The organism is Variovorax sp. ISS6 (assembly GCF_056523145.1).
In genome coordinates, this window is record NZ_JAWRZC010000001.1 from 1,793,585 (window position 1) to 1,808,206 (window position 14,622).

Here is a 14,622-nt window from a genome sequence, read left to right on the forward strand (position 1 = left end):
GCGTGCGAGATGCATGCACCCCAAGGGTAGGAAGGGCTCCCCGACCGCAAGCTGACGCGCGCGGTCAGGTACCTGTCAAAGCCGGCGCCAAAGAAAAAGAGGCGCCGCGGCGCCTCTTGCTGAGCGACGGGCCCGGGGTCGGGCTCAGGTCTTGTACTTGATCGAGCAGCCGTAGGGTCGCGTGCTCGCCGCCGTGATCGGCTTGCTGCCGAAGGCCTCGCCGAGCGCCTGGTTCACGTAGTTGACGGCGGTCTTGATGTCGTCCACGCGCGCCGAGGCGATGGAGTCGATGCCGCCCGCATACACCAGCGTGCCCTTGGGATCGATGATGAAGATGTGCGGCGTGGTGCGCGCGCCGTAGGCCTGGCCGATCATGCCGTCCTCGTCCATCAGCACCGCGGTGGGCGCGGCCGACTGCGACTTCATCCAGTCGGCCAGCGCGGCCGGCTTCAGGTAGTCGCTGGCGGCGCGCTCGGTGGAGTTGATGGCCAGCCAGACCACGCCCTTGTCGGTGGCGGCCTTCTGGGTGGCGGGCATGTTGCCGCTGCCGTAGTGCTTGCGCACGAAGGGGCAGCCGGGGTTGGTCCATTCGAGCACCACGAACTTGCCCGCGAAGTCGGACAGCTTGTGCTTGGCACCGCTGGTATCGACGGCGACGAAGTCGGGCGCCTGCTGGCCCACGGCGGGCGCGGCGAAGGCGTTGTTGCTCACGAGGAAGGTGGCGCCCAGCGCGACGGCGGCGGCCATGACGGCGCGGCGCGAGGCACGGCTGAGGGCGGCGCGGGCTCGGCGCGCGGCGCGCACCGAGCGCGAGTCGGGGCGCAGCTCGGTAGACGGGGGGAGGGACATGGGCTGATCGAACTCCATGGAGATATTTCCGAATGACGGCGACAGCTTAGAGCGGTTTTTTCATGTGCCTGTGACAACCCATGTCACAGCCGTGGTCAAAGCGCGGCGAGGGCCGCGCGGACCTCGTCCTTGCCCAGGATCTCGGTCAGCACCACGGGCGGTTTGCCCGGGGCCTGCAGCACGTAGACCGGCACGCCGCTGCGGCCGAGCGCGGTCAGCGCGGCGGTGATCGCGGGGTCGCGGCGGGTCCAGTCGGCGCGCAGCATCGCGACCTTCTTGGCGTCGAAGGCGGCCAGCAGCTCGGTGTCGGACAGCGTGGTCTTCTTGTTGTATTGGCAGGTCACGCACCAGGCGGCGGTGAAATCGATGAACACCGGGCGGCCGTCGCCGGCCAGCTCGGCCACGCGCTCGGCCGACCAGGGCTGCCAGCGCGCTTCCTTCGAGCCCGCGGCGCTCGCGAGCTTCGCGGGCTCGACGGTGGTCAGCACGTTGCGGCCGATGGCGCTGGTGAGCACCGCGGTGAAGCCGATCAGCACGGTGGCGATCACCAGCCGCGAGCGGCCGCGCAGCGTGAGCGCCCAGACGATCGCCGACAGGCACACCAGCAGCGCCAGCAGGGTGCCGGCGCCGTCGATGCCGGTCTGCTGGCCCAGCACCCAGACCAGCCAGGCGACGGTGGCGAACATCGGGAAGGCCAGCAGCTTGCGCAGCGTGCTCATCCAGGGGCCGGGCTTGGGCAGCAGCCAGGCGATGGCCGGCACGAAGCCCGCCACCAGGTAGGGCAGCGCGAGGCCGAAGCCCAGCGCGGCGAACAGCAGCAGCGCCTGGCCGGCCGGCAGGCCGATCGCGAAGCCCAGCGAGGCGCCCATGAACGGCGCGGTGCAGGGCGAGGCGATGACCACCGCGAGCACGCCCGAGAGGAAGTCGTTGGCGATCGGGTGCTTGGCCTGCGCGCTGCACACCGACGAGGGCACGGTGCGCATGAACTCGAACACGCCCACCAGGTTCAGGCCGATCAGCGTGAACAGCGCGGCCAGCACCACCACCACCGCGGGCGACTGGAGCTGGAAGCCCCAGCCCAGGCCGGCGCCGGCCGCGCGCAGCGCGAGCATGGCGCCGCCGAGCGCGAGGAAGGACAGCATCACGCCGGCCGTGTAGGCCAGCCCGGCCTGCCGGTGCGCGCTGCGGTTGCCGGCCTGGCGAGCGAAGCCCAGCACCTTGATCGCGAGGATCGGAAACACGCAGGGCATGAGGTTGAGAAGCAGGCCGCCGAGGAAGGCGCCGAGCAGCGCGGCCAGCAGCGTGCCCATGGGCTGGGGCGCGATCTCGTTCGAGGCCGCGGCGGTCTTGACGGCATCGGCCGCGTTGGCCGCCAGCGCCGCCTGCAGCGCGGGCGAGACCTGGGCCGCGGGCGCGGCGGCCGCCGCGGGCCAGCTGCCGCTCACGGGCGGTTCGGCGCGCCAGGCGATCGGCTGGCCGGGCTGGCGGTCGGCCTCGGCCAGCGCCACCACCACCGGCATCGCCGTGGGGCTCGCGCTGCGCTGGTCGGCCAGCGGCAGCGTGGCGGTCCAGGTGCCGCCCTGCCAGGATTGGGTCCAGTCCTTGCCGGAGACGGCCGCGGTGCGGATCACCTCGGGGGTCTCGGGGAAGAAGGCCAGCGTCTTTCCCTGGGCGGCCGCCGGCAGGCCCTCGAGGCGCACCTGCAGGTTGTTGCCCTGCACCTCGATCGCGCCCGGCGCGGCGAGCTGTGCCGGCTGGGCGGCCTGGGCGGCGTCGAACTCGGCCTTGTGCAGCGCGGTCGAGCCCTGCACCGGCAGCGCCAGCGAGAACTCGCCTTCCTCGGGAATGCATTCCTTGCGGCAGACCAGCCACGAGGCCTTGAGCCGCACCTGGAGTTCGGCCGGCCCGCCCGCGCCCGTGAGGGCCAGCGGCGGCTTGAAGGTGCTCGCCACCTCGAGCGGCACCGGCAGCAGCACCGTGTCCTCGTAGCCGTAGTTGGCGAGGTTGCCGACCGGGATCTTCTTCGGCACCGGCCAGGCGATGTCGCCGGCCGCCACGCCGGGCGGCAGCGTCCAGCTCAGCTCGGTGGGCAGGCCGGAGTCGCCGGCGTTCTTCCAGTAGGTGTGCCACTCGGGCTGGTGCGCGATCTGCAGGCCGACCCAGACCGGCGCGCCGGGCGTCACGCCATCGGGCGCGTGCGCCACCAGTTCGGCGCGCACATGCGGCGTGGTCACGACCGCGCTCGTCTTCGCTGGAGTCAATTGGGCCAGAGCCGGCATCCAGGCTGCGGATGCTGCTATCAGGAGCGTAGCGAATCGAAGGCGCGGGAAGGTCATGCCGTCAGTCGGAGCGTTCAGGGGAGGCGAAGTTCCGGGCCGGCCTCAGGCCGCGGCCCAGCCCAGCCCAGCACCACGCGCCGGCTGTTGGCGCTCTTCTTCTCGATCTTGGTGACCACCACGGCGCCGATCTCGGCGGTGTTGGCCACGTGCGTGCCGCCGCAGGGCTGGAAGTCGATCTGGGCCTCGCCCTCGCCGCCGATGCGGATGGTGCGCACCGTGCCCGTGCCGCGCGGCGGCTGCACGCTCATGCTCTTGACCAGCGCCGGGTTGGCGTCGAGCTCGGCATCGGTGATGGCGCCGACGGTCAGCGGATGGGCCGCGCCCACCAGCGCCGCGAGGCCCTGGGTCAGCGCTTCCTTGTCGAGCGGGTCGGTCATGTGGAAGTCGAGCCGCGCGTAGTCGGGCGTGATCGAGCAGCCGTTGACCGGCTGCGGCACCAGGTAGCAGAGCAGGTGGGTGGCGGTGTGGAAGCGCATCAGCCGGTGGCGGCGCTCCCAGTCGATGGTCGCGGTGACGCTGTCGCCGGGCTTCAGCGCGGCCAGCAGGACCTCCTGGCCCGGCGCGGGCACGTGCACGATCTCGTCGGTGGCGCGGCCCTCGGCGTCCTTGCCCTTGCGCGTGTCGGCGATCGCGATCCCGCCGCCGCCGGCCGGCGCCAGCACGCCGCTGTCTCCGGCCTGTCCGCCGCCCAGCGGGTAGAACACGGTACGGTCCAGCACGATGCCGGCCTCGTCGATGCGCTCGACGCGCGCTTCGCAGGAGCGCAGATAGGCGTCGGCGCGGAACAGGTCGTGGGTCATCCCGGCGATGGTAGCGGCGATGCGCGAACGGGGTGCGCCCACGCCGGAAAGCGCCCACGACCGACAGCCCCGGGGCCGCCGCCCGCTCGAAGATCGCCCGACGCGCGGCGTCCGGCCGCGCCGCAACGCATGAAGGATGGCGCATGAAGACACGGCAGCAAGCACCCACCCCCAAGACGGCCGCGGCCCTGCTGGCGGCGGTCCTGGTCCCGCTGGTGCTGGCGGGCTGCGGCGAGGCGGCCAAGCTCACGCCCGAACTGACCACCGGCCCGCGGCCGCAGCTGGTGGAGCCCAACAAGACCCTGATCCCCACCGTCAACGTCGCGCCCGTGGTCGGCTGGAACGACACCGCCGCGCCCACGCCGGCCGACGGCCTCAAGGTGGCGGCGCTGGCGCGCGGGCTCGACCATCCGCGCTGGGTCTACACCCTGCCCAACGGCGACGTGCTGGTGGCCGAGAGCAACAAGCCGCCCAAGCCCGAGGGCACGACCGACGGCGGCAGCGGCCTGATGGCCAAGGCGCGCAACTTCGTGATGAACAAGCTGATGGCGCGTGCCGGCGCCGGCGTGCCCAGCGCCAACCGCATCACCCTGCTGCGCGACGCCGACGGCGACGGCGCGGCCGAGGTCAAGCAGGTGTTCCTCTCCAACCTCACCTCGCCCTACGGCATGGCGCTGGTGGGCAACGAGCTCTTCATCGCCAACGCCGATGCGCTCGTGAAGGTGCCCTACACCGAGGGCCAGACCTCCATCGATGCCAAGCCCACCGTGGTGACGCCGCTGCCCGCGGGCATCAACCACCACTGGACCAAGAACGTGATCGCCAACGCCGACGGCAGCAAGCTCTACGTGACCGTGGGCTCGAACAGCAACATCGGCGAGAACGGCCTGGCCGCCGAGGAGGGCCGCGCGGCCATCTGGGAGGTCGACACCAAGAGCGGCGAGAAGCGCCTGTTCGCGAGCGGCCTGCGCAATCCCAACGGCCTGGGCTGGGATCCCGACACGCAGGCGCTGTGGACCGTGGTCAACGAGCGCGACGAGATCGGCAGCGACCTCGTGCCCGACTACCTGACCTCGGTGAAGGACGGCGCCTTCTACGGCTGGCCCTGGAGCTACTACGGCGGCGTGGTCGACGTGCGCGTGCAGCCGCAGAACCCCGAGATGGTGGCCAAGTCGATCGCGCCCGACTATGCGCTGGGCTCGCACGTCGCGCCGCTGGGCCTGGCGTTCTCGCGCCCGGGCGGCATGCCCGAGCAGTTCGCCAGCGGTGTCTTCATCGGCGAGCACGGCTCGTGGAACCGCAAGCCCAAGTCGGGCTACAAGGTGGTGTTCGTGCCCTTCATCGGCGGCAAGCCCAGCGGCCCGCCGGTCGACGTGCTCACGGGCTTCCTCGATGCCCAGGAGAAGGCCCAGGGCCGGCCGGTGGGCGTGGCGCTCGACAAGAGCGGCGCGCTGCTGGTGGCCGACGACGTGGGCAACGTCGTGTGGCGGGTATCGCGCGCGAAGCAGAACTAAGGACGCTCAGCCGCCGCGCACCGACGAGGGCCGCGCCACCAGCTGCGCGGCCGGGCCCTCGACCCGATGCCGCGAGACGTCGCCGCGCAGGTGGTCGAACAGCAGCGCGATCGCCTGCTGCGCCACCTCCTCCAGGTGCAGGTCGACCGCGGTGAGCGGCGGCACGCTGGTGCGCGCGCGCAGGCCGTCGTAGCGGGTCGCGACCATCACGTCGTCGGGCACGCGGCGCCCGCTCTGCACGATCGCGGCCAGCGCGCCGGTGGCGAAGGCGTCGACCGGTACGCAGAAGGCGTCGATGCCGGGATGGGCCGCGAGCAGCGCCCGCGCCGCCTCGTGGCCGCCGGCCTCGCCGCGCACCTCCTCGACCAGCGACAGCAGCGGCGGCTGGCCGCGCGCGGCCATCGCTTCTTCATAGGCCGTGCGCGCCTCGAGGTAGGAGTTGCGCTGCGCCGCGCCCAGGATCATCGCGATCTGGCGCGCGCCCTGGCCGTGCAGGTGCTCGAGCAGCAGCCGCGTGGTGCGGCCCGAATGGATGTCGACGTAGGGCGGCATCACCGGTCCCTCGGCCGGCTTGCCGATGGCCACCACCGGCAGGCCGCGGCGCAGCAGGTTCGCGAGGTTGGGGTCGCCGGCCGAGGGCTCGATGACCAGCGCGCCGTCGACGTCGAGCAGCTCCATCGGCACCAGGCCGTTCTCCATCGCGGGCGCCAGCACCAGCGCGAGCCCGCGGTCGAGCGCCGCCGCCGCGGCCACCGCCGCCACCTCCATCAGGAAGCCCAGCCGCGAGGGCCCGCCCGCCACCGCCAGCGGCATCGAGGACAGCAGGGCGATCATGTGCGCCTGCCCGGTGCGCAGCCGCTGCGCATTGCGGTTCGGCCGGTAGCCCAGCCTGGCGGCCGCGCGTTCGACGCGCGCCCGGGTCTCGGCATCGACCTGCCCGCGCGCGTTGAGGGCGTGCGACACGGTGGTCGGCGAGACGCCGGCCTCGCGCGCCACGTCCTTGATGTTCGCCCGTGGCGTTCGCTCGGTGTTCATCCCGTATTGACCTTCCACGAAAGCGGTGCTTCAATTCCCAAATCGTTTTGGGCGCCTGCCCGGAATGTACTTCACCCGCTGCGGCGGATTTTTTTGCCAGTGCGCCCAAATCGATTTGGGCGCGGACCGATCCAAGGAAAAACGATCATGTCCCGTGCGAACGAGCCAGCGCCCGTCGATGCCGTGCTGCCCTTTTCCCAATTGCTGCTGTTCGGCCTGCAGCACGTGCTGGTGATGGCCGCGGTGCCGATCACCTCGGTGTTCCTGGTGGCCAAGGCGCTGGGCCTGTCGGCCGCGCTCACGGTCAACCTGATCAGCGCCACCTTCCTGCTGTGCGGGCTGGGCACCCTGCTGCAGTCCTTCGGGCCGTGGAAGTTCGGCGCGCGGCTGCCCTTCGTGATGGTGCCGGGCGGCGCGCCGATCGTGATGTTCGTGACCATCGCCCAGCAGCGCGACCTGCAGACCGCCTCGGGCGCGGTGATCCTCACGGCGCTGTTCTATTTCCTGATCCTGCCGGTGTTCGCGCGCTGCCTGCGCTTCTTCCCGAAGATCGTCATCGGCACGCTGCTGCTGCTGGTGTCGATCAACCTGGTGAAGGTCTACGGCGGCATCATCGCCGGCAAGGCCGGCACGCCCACCTTCGGCGATCCGGTGAACATCGGCCTGGCGCTCGCCACCATCGGCTTCACGGTGCTGTTCGCGCGCCTGTTCAAGGGCATGCTGGGCCAGCTCGCGGTGCTGCTGGGCCTCTTGGCCGGCACGCTCTTGGCGGCCGCCTTCGGGCTGATGGACTTCTCGCCCGTGGCCGCCGGCCCGGTGTGGAGCAGCCCGACCTTGCTGCCCTTCGGCCTGCCGCATTTCGACCTCGTGGCCGCGGTGCCGCTGCTGATCTTCAGCGTGATCTCGATGGTCGAGGCCACCGGCCAGACGGTGGCCGTGGCCGAGGTGGTGGGCCGGCCCATCGACCCGCGCGACGCGGTGCCGCGCACCGTGCGCGGCGACGCGCTGGTGTCGCTGCTCGGCGGCCTGTTCGGCACCTCGATGATCATCACCAGCGGCGAGAACATCGGCATCGTGCGCGCCACCAACGTGCGCTCGCGCTACGTCACGGCCATGGCCGGCGCGATCCTGGTGCTGATCGCGCTGTCGGCGCCGCTGGGCCGGCTCGCGAGCGCGATCCCGGCCGCCGTGGTGGGCGGCACCGCGATGGTGGTGTTCGCGATCATCGGCACCATGGGCATCGACATGCTGCGCCGCACCGACCTGCACGAGCGCGGCAACATGTTCGTGCTGGCGGGCGCGCTGACCATGGGCCTGCTGCCGATCCTGGTGCCGGGGCTCTACAGCCGCTTTCCCGACACGCTGCAGCTGGTGCTGGGCAACGGCCTCGCGATGGGCTCGATCACCGCGGTGGTGCTCAACCTGCTGTTCAACCGGCCACCGGCCGAACGCGCGGCGCCCCTGCCGTCGACGGTGCCGCCGCAGTGAGCTTTTCCTTTCCTTCTTCTTCTCTCCCGGATCCAGACATGTCCCCTGACCACGAGGCCGCGCCCTTCGCGGCCCCCGAGCTGCTGCTCGTGCCCGACCACCTGATGCTGCGCGACGGCCCGGCCACCGGCCACGCCGTGCACATCGCCGACGGCCGCTTCGCCGACATCGGCCCCGCCGAGCTGCTGGCCGCGCGCCACCCTCGACTGGTGCCGCAGCGCCTGCCCGGCCGGCTGCTGATGCCCGGCATGATCGACGCGCACCACCACCTCACGCAGTCCTTCGGCAAGTCGCTGGCCTACGGCGAGCCGTCCGAGATCTTCCGGCGCGTGTGGGTGCCGCTGGAATCCAGCCTCGACGACGAGTTCGTCTACCTCGCGACCAAGCTCGCGGCGCTCGAGTCGCTGCGCGGCGGCTTCACCACCGTGTGCGACGCCGGCACCCGCGCGCCCGGCGACATCGGCGCGATGGCGCGCGCGCTGCACGAGACCGGCCTGCGCTGCATGCTCGGGCTGATCTGCAACGACGGCGGCAACGAGAGCAGCGCCGCCGAGCGCCACGCGCTGAAGGCGCAGGCCGAGCGCTTCCTCGCGCGCTGGCAGGGCGATGCGCTGGTGCATCCCTCGCTCGCGATCTCGGTGCCCGAAGCGGCCTCCGACGAGATGCTGACGACCGTCTCCGCGCTGTGCGCCGAGGCCGGCACCGTGTTCCAGACCCACGTCAACGAGCACCTGGCCTCGGTCGAGCGCTCGGTGGTCGCGCGCGGCCGGCGCCCGCTGGAACTGCTCGCGCAGCTGGGCGCGCTCGGCCCGCAGGTGCTGATCGCGCACGGCACGCTGGTGACGCCGCCGGAGCTCATGCTGCTGCGCGACACCGACACCGCCGTCAGCTACAACCCGGTCGCGAGCCAGTGGAAGGGCAACGCGGTGGCGCCGGCCCATCTCATGGCCGCGCTCGGCATCCGCTTCGGCCTGGGCACCGATGCCACGCGCAGCGACGGCTTTCGCCTGATGGATGCGGCCGAGGCCGCGCAGAAGATCGCCTTCGGCCTGGCCGTGGGCGATGCCTCCAGCGGCGGCGGCTGGACCTGGTTCGACCATGCGACGCACGAGGGCGCGCGTGCCGCGGGCCTGGGCGCGCGCACCGGCGAGATCGCCGTGGGCAAGGCCGCCGATTTCCTGCTCGTGGACGTCGACACGCCCGAGATGTGCACCTCGGTCGACCTGACCTGGGACCTGGTGCGCCTGGGCAACCGCGACCAGATCGAGGCGGTGTTCGTCGATGGGCGGCTGCGGCTGTGGAAGGGCTGGCCCACCGACTGGGACGCGCGCGCGCTGCAACGGCAGCTCGCGCGCACCGCCCAGGCCGCGATCGCGCGCGCGCCGATCGTGCGGCTGCATCCCACGGCCGCCGAGCACCGGCGGCAGGCCGCCCGATGAGCGCGCAGCACCTCGTGCTGATGTCGCTGGCCGTGCTGGTCGCCGCCTTCGTGCAGGGCGCGACCGGCGTCGGCTTCGCGCTCATCGCCGCGCCGGTGATCGGCCTCGTGCGCCCCGAGCTGCTGCCGGTGTGCGTGCTGGTGCTGATGCTGCCGTTGAACCTCTACGTGGCCTGGCGCGAGCGCGGCGCGATCGACGGCACCGGCGCGCGCTGGATCACCGGCGGGCGCGTCGCGGGCACCGCGGGCGGCCTGTGGGTGCTGGCGGCGCTCAGCGCGGGCCAGCTCTCGCTGTTCGTCGGCGCCTCGACCGTCGCGGCCGCGCTGGTCACCCTGCTGATGCCGGCCTTCTCGCCGGGGCGCGGCGCTTTCGTCGGCGCCGGGCTGGTCACCGGCATCACCGAAACCGCCACCGGCATCGGCGGCCCGCCGCTGGCGCTGGTCTACCAGCACCAGCCGGCGCCCACCATGCGCTCGACCATCGCGCTGTGCTTCCTGCTCGGCGAGCTGGTCTCGCTGGCCGTGCTGCTGGCCACCGGCCGCGTCGGCCTGCCGCAGCTGCAGGCCGCGGCGCTGCTGCTGCCGGCGCTGGTCGTGGGCGCGGTGCTCAGCCGCCTCGTGCATCGCCGCGTGAACGGGCGGCTGCTGCGCATCTTCGTGCAGGTGTTCGCGATCGTCTCGGGGCTGGTGCTGCTGGTGAAGGCCTTCTGATTTCAGGCGCCTTGTTGCGCCTGCCAGGCCGCGCGGTCGAGCCGGTAGAGGCAATGGCGGCGCAGCGGATGGCCCTCGGCCAGCAGCGGGTGGTCGAACGCGCCGGCCGGGTCCTCGCGCATGCCCAGGCGCTGCATCACCGCGCTCGAGCGCCGGTTGGGCAGCGCGGTGAAGGACACGATCTCGTCCAGCCCGAGCCGCTCGAAGCCCGTGGCCAATGAGGCGCGCGCCGCCTCGCTCGCGAGGCCCTGGCCCCACCATTGGCGCGCGAGCCGCCAGCCGATCTCCACGCAGGGCGAGAAGGGCAGGGGATAGGCCGGCGCATTGAGGCCGGTGAAGCCGATCAGTTCGCCGGACTCCTTGTGCTCGGCGGCCCAGAAGCCCCAGCCGTTCTGCGCGATGCGCTCGACGAAGCGCGCGACCAGCACGTCGCTCTCCGCGCGCGACAGCGTGGCGGGAAAGAATTCCATCACCTTTGGATCGGCGACCAGCGCGGCGAAGGGCGCGAGGTCGCTCTCGCGCCACTGGCGCAGGCGAAGGCGGGGCGTTTCGGGTTCGATGAGCGTGCGGTCCATTAGGCGATTCTGGCGCAGACGCAAGGCGCCGCCGATCGCTCATTTATGTCATGAAGTGATATATTTGCGCGCTTTCGCGCCACCGGCTTCCGGCCCCTCCATGTCCACCTCCACCCATCGCCGCGGCGACTTCGCGCTCGATGCGCGCCTGCTGCGCATCGCCACCCTGGCGGCCGTCATCGGCGCCGCGAGCACCGGGGCCGCGCGCGTGCTGCTCGACCTGATCCGATTCTTCACCAACCTGTTCTTCTTCCAGGACTTCTCGCTGGCCGACCGCTCGCCGGCCGGCCACACGATGGGTGCCTGGGTGATCGCGGTGCCGGTGCTCGGCGGGCTGGTGATCGGGCTGATCGCGCGCTACGGCTCCGAGAAGATCCGCGGCCATGGCATTCCCGAGGCCATCGAGGCGATCCTGTTCGGCCGCAGCAAGATGTCGCCGAAGGTGGCGGTGCTCAAGCCGCTGTCCTCGGGCATCGCGATCGGCAGCGGCGGGCCCTTCGGCGCCGAGGGGCCGATCATCATGACCGGCGGCGCCATCGGCTCCCTGATCGCGCAGCACTTCCACCTGTCGGCGGCCGAGCGCAAGGCGCTGCTGGTGGCCGGCGCCACCGCGGGCATGACGGCGGTGTTCGGCACGCCGGTGGCCGCGGTGCTGCTGGCGGTCGAGTTGCTGCTGTTCGAGCTGCGCCCGCGCAGCCTGCTGCCGGTGGCGATCGCCTGCGCGGTCGCGGGCTTCACGCGGCCGCTGCTGATGGAGGCCGGGCCGCTGTTCCCGTTGCAGACCGCGGCACCGGGCCCGCTCGCGCTGCTGTCGTGCGTGGTGGCCGGACTGTTGTGCGGCGCGCTCTCGGCCAGCCTCTCGCTGTCGCTCTACAAAGTCGAGGACCTGTTCGGCAAGCTGCCGCTGCACTGGATGTGGTGGCCGGCGCTCGGTGGCCTCGCGGTGGGCCTCGGCGGCTGGTTCGAGCCGCGCGCGCTCGGCGTGGGCTACGACGTGATCGGCGACCTGCTGCACAACCAGCTGGCCTGGCAGGCGGTGCTGGCGCTGATCGCGGTCAAGGCGATCATCTGGGTGATCGCGCTCGGCTCGGGCACCTCGGGCGGCGTGCTGGCGCCGCTCCTGATGATGGGCGCGGCGCTCGGCGCGGTGCTCTCGCACCTGCTGCCGGGCGGCGACCCGATGCTGTGGCCGCTGGTCTGCATGGCCGCCACGCTCGGCGGCACCATGCGCGCGCCGCTGATGGCCACCGTGTTCGCCTTCGGTCTCACGCACGACAGCAATGCGCTGCTGCCGCTGCTCGCCACCTCGGCCACCGCCTACGGCTTCACCGTGCTCACCATGCGCCGTTCGATCCTCACCGAGAAGATCGCGCGCCGCGGCCACCACATCTACCGCGAGTACGGCATCGATCCGCTCGAGCGCCAGTTCGTGGAAGAGGTGATGACGCGCGAGGTGCGCACCATCGACGCCGCCCTGCCGGTGGCCGAGGCGCTGGCCATGTACTTCGGCGAAGGCCAGGCGCACCGCGCGTTCCCGGTGCTGCGCGGGCGCGAGCTGATCGGCGTGGCCGACCGCGCCGTGCTCTCTGCCTGGAGCACCGGAACCGTCGGCGATGCCGTGGCCGGCACGCCGCCGGTGGTCGCGCTGCCCGGCGAGAACTGCCGCGCGGTCGCCACGCGGCTCGCGCGCCACGGGCTCGAGCGGCTGCCGGTGGTGCGCGATGCCGATTCGCGCCTGCTGGTCGGCATCGTGGCGCGCAGCGACCTCATCAAGCCCTCGCTCGCGCACTTCCACGAGGAAGAGCAGCGCGAGCGGGTGCGCAGCCTGCGCTGGAGACGCTGAGCTTCGCTCAGAACCCGGCCAGCACCACCTTGCCCTGCGCCTTGCCGCTTTCGATCAGCGCATGGGCGCGGCGCAGGTTGGCGGCGTTGATGGTGCCGAAGCTCGCGTTCGCGGTGGTGCGCACGCGGCCGGCGTCGACCAGCGCGGCCACCTCGGCCAGCAGCGCGCCCTGTTCGGCCATGTCGGTCGTCTCGAAGCGCGAGCGCGCGAACATCATTTCCCAGTGCAGCGACAGGCTCTTGGTCTTCAGCGGCATCGCATCGAGCACCTTCATGTCGTCGATCACCGCGAGCTGGCCCTGGGGCTTGAGGCTCTCGATGATCTGCGCGTAGTGCTGCTCGGTCTGCGTGAGGCTCGCGACCATGTCGACCTCGGCGATGCCGGCGGCCTTGAGCTCGGCCGCGAGCGGTTTCGAATGGTCGATGACGAGGTGCGCGCCCAGTTCCAGGCACCAGGCGCGGGTCTCGGCGCGCGAGGCGGTGGCGACCACGCGCAGTTGCGTGAGCTGGCGCGCGAGCTGGATCAGGATCGAGCCCACGCCACCGGCACCGCCGGTGATCAGCAGGGTCTGGCCCGCGCCGCCGCCCTTGGGCACGCGCAGGCGGTCGAACAGCAGCTCGTAGGCGGTGATGGTGGTCAGCGGCAGCGCGGCGGCCTGGGCATCGTCGAGCGTGCCCGGCGCGATCGCGGCGATGCGTTCGTCGACCGCGTGCAGTTCCGAATTGGCGCCGGGGCGCACGATCGAGCCCGCGTAGTAGACGCGGTCGCCGACCTTGAAGCCTTTCACGCCCGCGCCGATGGCCTCGACCGTGCCGACCGCGTCCCAGCCCAGCACCTTGGCCTGGCCGGCCTCGGGCGCGGCGTTCCTGCGCACCTTGGTGTCGACCGGATTGACCGACACCGCCTTCACGCGCACCAGCAGGTCGCGCGCGCCGGGCTGGGGCGCGGGCAGCTCGATGTCCTGCAGCGCCTCGGGGTTGTCGATGGGGAGGGGCTGGTAGTAGCCGACGGCTTTCATGGCGGTTCCTTTGTGGCGGATCTGGAGATGGATCGAATGTAGGGGGACAATCCTGATTTGATAAGAATGGCTAGGCGAGCAACACTTTCAAATGAAAATTGAAAATACCTCGGACCTGCGGGTGCTGGTGCAGACCGCGCGCGCCGGCACGCTGACGGCTGCGGCCCATGCGCTGGGCATCACGCCCGCGGCCGCCAGCGCCACGCTCAAGCGGCTCGAGACGCAGCTCGGCGCGCGCCTGTTCGAGCGCTCCACGCGCGCGATGCGCCTCACGCCGCAGGGCCAGACCCTGCTCGACTACGCGGTGCGCGCCTTCGAGCTGCTGGCCGAGGGCGAATCGCTGGTCACGGCCGACCGCGGCGAGCTGGTCGGCACCTTGCGCGTGGCCGCGCCCTCGGACCTCACGCGCAGCACCCTCTTGCCCTGGTTCGACGAGTTCCTCGCGCTGCACACGGGGGTGCAGCTGTCGCTGTCGGTGGGCGACCGGCCGCTGGACGTGATGCGCGACGAGGTCGACGTGGCGCTGCGCTACGGCGCGCTGGCCGATTCGCGGCTGGTGGCGCGGCCGTTCGCGATGACCAACCCCTTGTTGACCGCCTCGCCCGACTACCTGCGGCGGCATCCGGCGCCGAAGGTGCCGCAGGACCTGGTGCATCACAACTGCCTGATCTTCAACCGCGGGGGGCGGCTGCATCGGGTCTGGCGATTTGCGCAGAACGGGCAGTGGACGGAGGTGCGGGTCGATGGGAACCGCAGCGTGGACGATGCTTCGCTGGCGCGCGAATGGGCGGTGGCGGGGTATGGGGTGACGTTGAAGTCGGCGCTCGATGTGCGTGGCGATATCGAAGCCGGCCGGCTGGTGCATCTGATGACGGATTGGGAGACGGAGCCTTATCCGTTGCATGCGTTGTTGCCTAGTGGGCGGTTTGTTGCGGCTCGGGTTCGGGCCTTGGTCGATTTTTTGGCGCTGAAGTTCGAGGGGTTGGGGCGGGATGTGTTCTCTGCTTAGGCT

12 protein-coding genes are annotated in these 14,622 nt (G+C 71.6%); 6 read left to right on the forward strand and 6 right to left on the reverse strand.

The annotated features are described in order from the left end of the window. Positions 1–144 precede the first annotated feature (144 nt). The 3 genes from AC1HIL_RS08230 to AC1HIL_RS08240 all read right to left on the reverse strand — a co-directional run bounded on the left by AC1HIL_RS08230 (position 145) and on the right by AC1HIL_RS08240 (position 3,988). On the reverse strand, positions 145–849 hold the full coding sequence (locus AC1HIL_RS08230; RefSeq protein WP_261216376.1) for a redoxin domain-containing protein: 705 nt from the start codon (positions 847–849) through the stop codon (positions 145–147). A 95-nt stretch (positions 850–944) separates the two neighbouring features. Continuing rightward, the gene (locus AC1HIL_RS08235; RefSeq protein ID WP_479671559.1) at positions 945–3,185 is read right to left on the reverse strand and encodes a protein-disulfide reductase DsbD family protein; all 2,241 of its coding nucleotides are present in this window, start codon (positions 3,183–3,185) and stop codon (positions 945–947) included. A 17-nt stretch (positions 3,186–3,202) separates the two neighbouring features. Next, complete coding sequence (locus AC1HIL_RS08240) at positions 3,203–3,988, reverse strand: alanyl-tRNA editing protein (RefSeq protein WP_479671560.1); 786 nt, start codon at positions 3,986–3,988, stop codon at positions 3,203–3,205. Between the two features lie 143 nt (positions 3,989–4,131). Between AC1HIL_RS08240 and AC1HIL_RS08245 the strand changes: the two genes are divergently transcribed. Further along, positions 4,132–5,502, forward strand: coding sequence for a PQQ-dependent sugar dehydrogenase (locus tag AC1HIL_RS08245; RefSeq protein WP_398496509.1), 1,371 nt, complete (start codon positions 4,132–4,134; stop codon positions 5,500–5,502). A 6-nt stretch (positions 5,503–5,508) separates the two neighbouring features. Here AC1HIL_RS08245 and AC1HIL_RS08250 read toward each other — a convergent pair whose 3' ends face one another. Beyond that, positions 5,509–6,537 carry a substrate-binding domain-containing protein gene (locus AC1HIL_RS08250; protein WP_479671561.1) on the reverse strand — a complete coding sequence of 343 codons (1,029 nt, stop codon included), beginning with the start codon at positions 6,535–6,537 and terminating at the stop codon, positions 5,509–5,511. A 147-nt stretch (positions 6,538–6,684) separates the two neighbouring features. Between AC1HIL_RS08250 and AC1HIL_RS08255 the strand changes: the two genes are divergently transcribed. From AC1HIL_RS08255 to AC1HIL_RS08265, 3 genes are read left to right on the forward strand one after another with little or no spacing between them, the layout of a single operon-like run. Then, positions 6,685–8,025, forward strand: coding sequence for a uracil-xanthine permease family protein (locus tag AC1HIL_RS08255; RefSeq protein WP_479671562.1), 1,341 nt, complete (start codon positions 6,685–6,687; stop codon positions 8,023–8,025). A 38-nt stretch (positions 8,026–8,063) separates the two neighbouring features. Continuing rightward, positions 8,064–9,464 (forward strand): amidohydrolase family protein, encoded by a 1,401-nt coding sequence (locus tag AC1HIL_RS08260; RefSeq protein ID WP_479671563.1) that lies wholly within the window; start codon positions 8,064–8,066, stop codon positions 9,462–9,464. Beyond that, a complete protein-coding gene (locus tag AC1HIL_RS08265; protein ID WP_057599064.1) occupies positions 9,461–10,174 on the forward strand; it encodes a sulfite exporter TauE/SafE family protein in 714 nt (237 codons plus the stop codon). Before AC1HIL_RS08260 ends, AC1HIL_RS08265 begins: the two co-directional genes overlap by 4 nt. Before the next feature lie 2 nt (positions 10,175–10,176). On the opposite strand, the gene AC1HIL_RS08270 is transcribed toward AC1HIL_RS08265, so the two are convergent. Next, positions 10,177–10,749 (reverse strand): GNAT family N-acetyltransferase, encoded by a 573-nt coding sequence (locus AC1HIL_RS08270; RefSeq protein ID WP_479671564.1) that lies wholly within the window; start codon positions 10,747–10,749, stop codon positions 10,177–10,179. 100 nt (positions 10,750–10,849) lie between these two features. Here AC1HIL_RS08270 and AC1HIL_RS08275 point away from each other — a divergent pair, with 100 nt between their 5' ends. Beyond that, a complete protein-coding gene (locus tag AC1HIL_RS08275) occupies positions 10,850–12,592 on the forward strand; it encodes a chloride channel protein (RefSeq protein WP_479671565.1) in 1,743 nt (580 codons plus the stop codon). A 7-nt stretch (positions 12,593–12,599) separates the two neighbouring features. Here the strand turns inward: AC1HIL_RS08275 and AC1HIL_RS08280 are convergent, their stop codons facing one another. Beyond that, positions 12,600–13,610 carry a zinc-binding alcohol dehydrogenase family protein gene (locus AC1HIL_RS08280; protein WP_479671566.1) on the reverse strand — a complete coding sequence of 337 codons (1,011 nt, stop codon included), beginning with the start codon at positions 13,608–13,610 and terminating at the stop codon, positions 12,600–12,602. 91 nt (positions 13,611–13,701) lie between these two features. On the opposite strand from AC1HIL_RS08280, the gene AC1HIL_RS08285 reads away from it, so the two are divergent. After that, positions 13,702–14,619, forward strand: a complete 918-nt coding sequence (locus tag AC1HIL_RS08285) for a LysR family transcriptional regulator (RefSeq protein WP_057597833.1) — start codon at positions 13,702–13,704, stop codon at positions 14,617–14,619. Positions 14,620–14,622: the final 3 nt, after the last annotated feature.

Coding starts and splice junctions, on each gene's coding strand:
- AC1HIL_RS08230 (WP_261216376.1), bottom strand. CDS start 849: ATGTCCCTCCCCCCGTCTACCGAGCTGCGCCCCGACTCGCGCTCGGTG.
- AC1HIL_RS08235 (WP_479671559.1), bottom strand. CDS start 3,185: ATGACCTTCCCGCGCCTTCGATTCGCTACGCTCCTGATAGCAGCATCC.
- AC1HIL_RS08240 (WP_479671560.1), bottom strand. CDS start 3,988: ATGACCCACGACCTGTTCCGCGCCGACGCCTATCTGCGCTCCTGCGAA.
- AC1HIL_RS08245 (WP_398496509.1), top strand. CDS start 4,132: ATGAAGACACGGCAGCAAGCACCCACCCCCAAGACGGCCGCGGCCCTG.
- AC1HIL_RS08250 (WP_479671561.1), bottom strand. CDS start 6,537: ATGAACACCGAGCGAACGCCACGGGCGAACATCAAGGACGTGGCGCGC.
- AC1HIL_RS08255 (WP_479671562.1), top strand. CDS start 6,685: ATGTCCCGTGCGAACGAGCCAGCGCCCGTCGATGCCGTGCTGCCCTTT.
- AC1HIL_RS08260 (WP_479671563.1), top strand. CDS start 8,064: ATGTCCCCTGACCACGAGGCCGCGCCCTTCGCGGCCCCCGAGCTGCTG.
- AC1HIL_RS08265 (WP_057599064.1), top strand. CDS start 9,461: ATGAGCGCGCAGCACCTCGTGCTGATGTCGCTGGCCGTGCTGGTCGCC.
- AC1HIL_RS08270 (WP_479671564.1), bottom strand. CDS start 10,749: ATGGACCGCACGCTCATCGAACCCGAAACGCCCCGCCTTCGCCTGCGC.
- AC1HIL_RS08275 (WP_479671565.1), top strand. CDS start 10,850: ATGTCCACCTCCACCCATCGCCGCGGCGACTTCGCGCTCGATGCGCGC.
- AC1HIL_RS08280 (WP_479671566.1), bottom strand. CDS start 13,610: ATGAAAGCCGTCGGCTACTACCAGCCCCTCCCCATCGACAACCCCGAG.
- AC1HIL_RS08285 (WP_057597833.1), top strand. CDS start 13,702: ATGAAAATTGAAAATACCTCGGACCTGCGGGTGCTGGTGCAGACCGCG.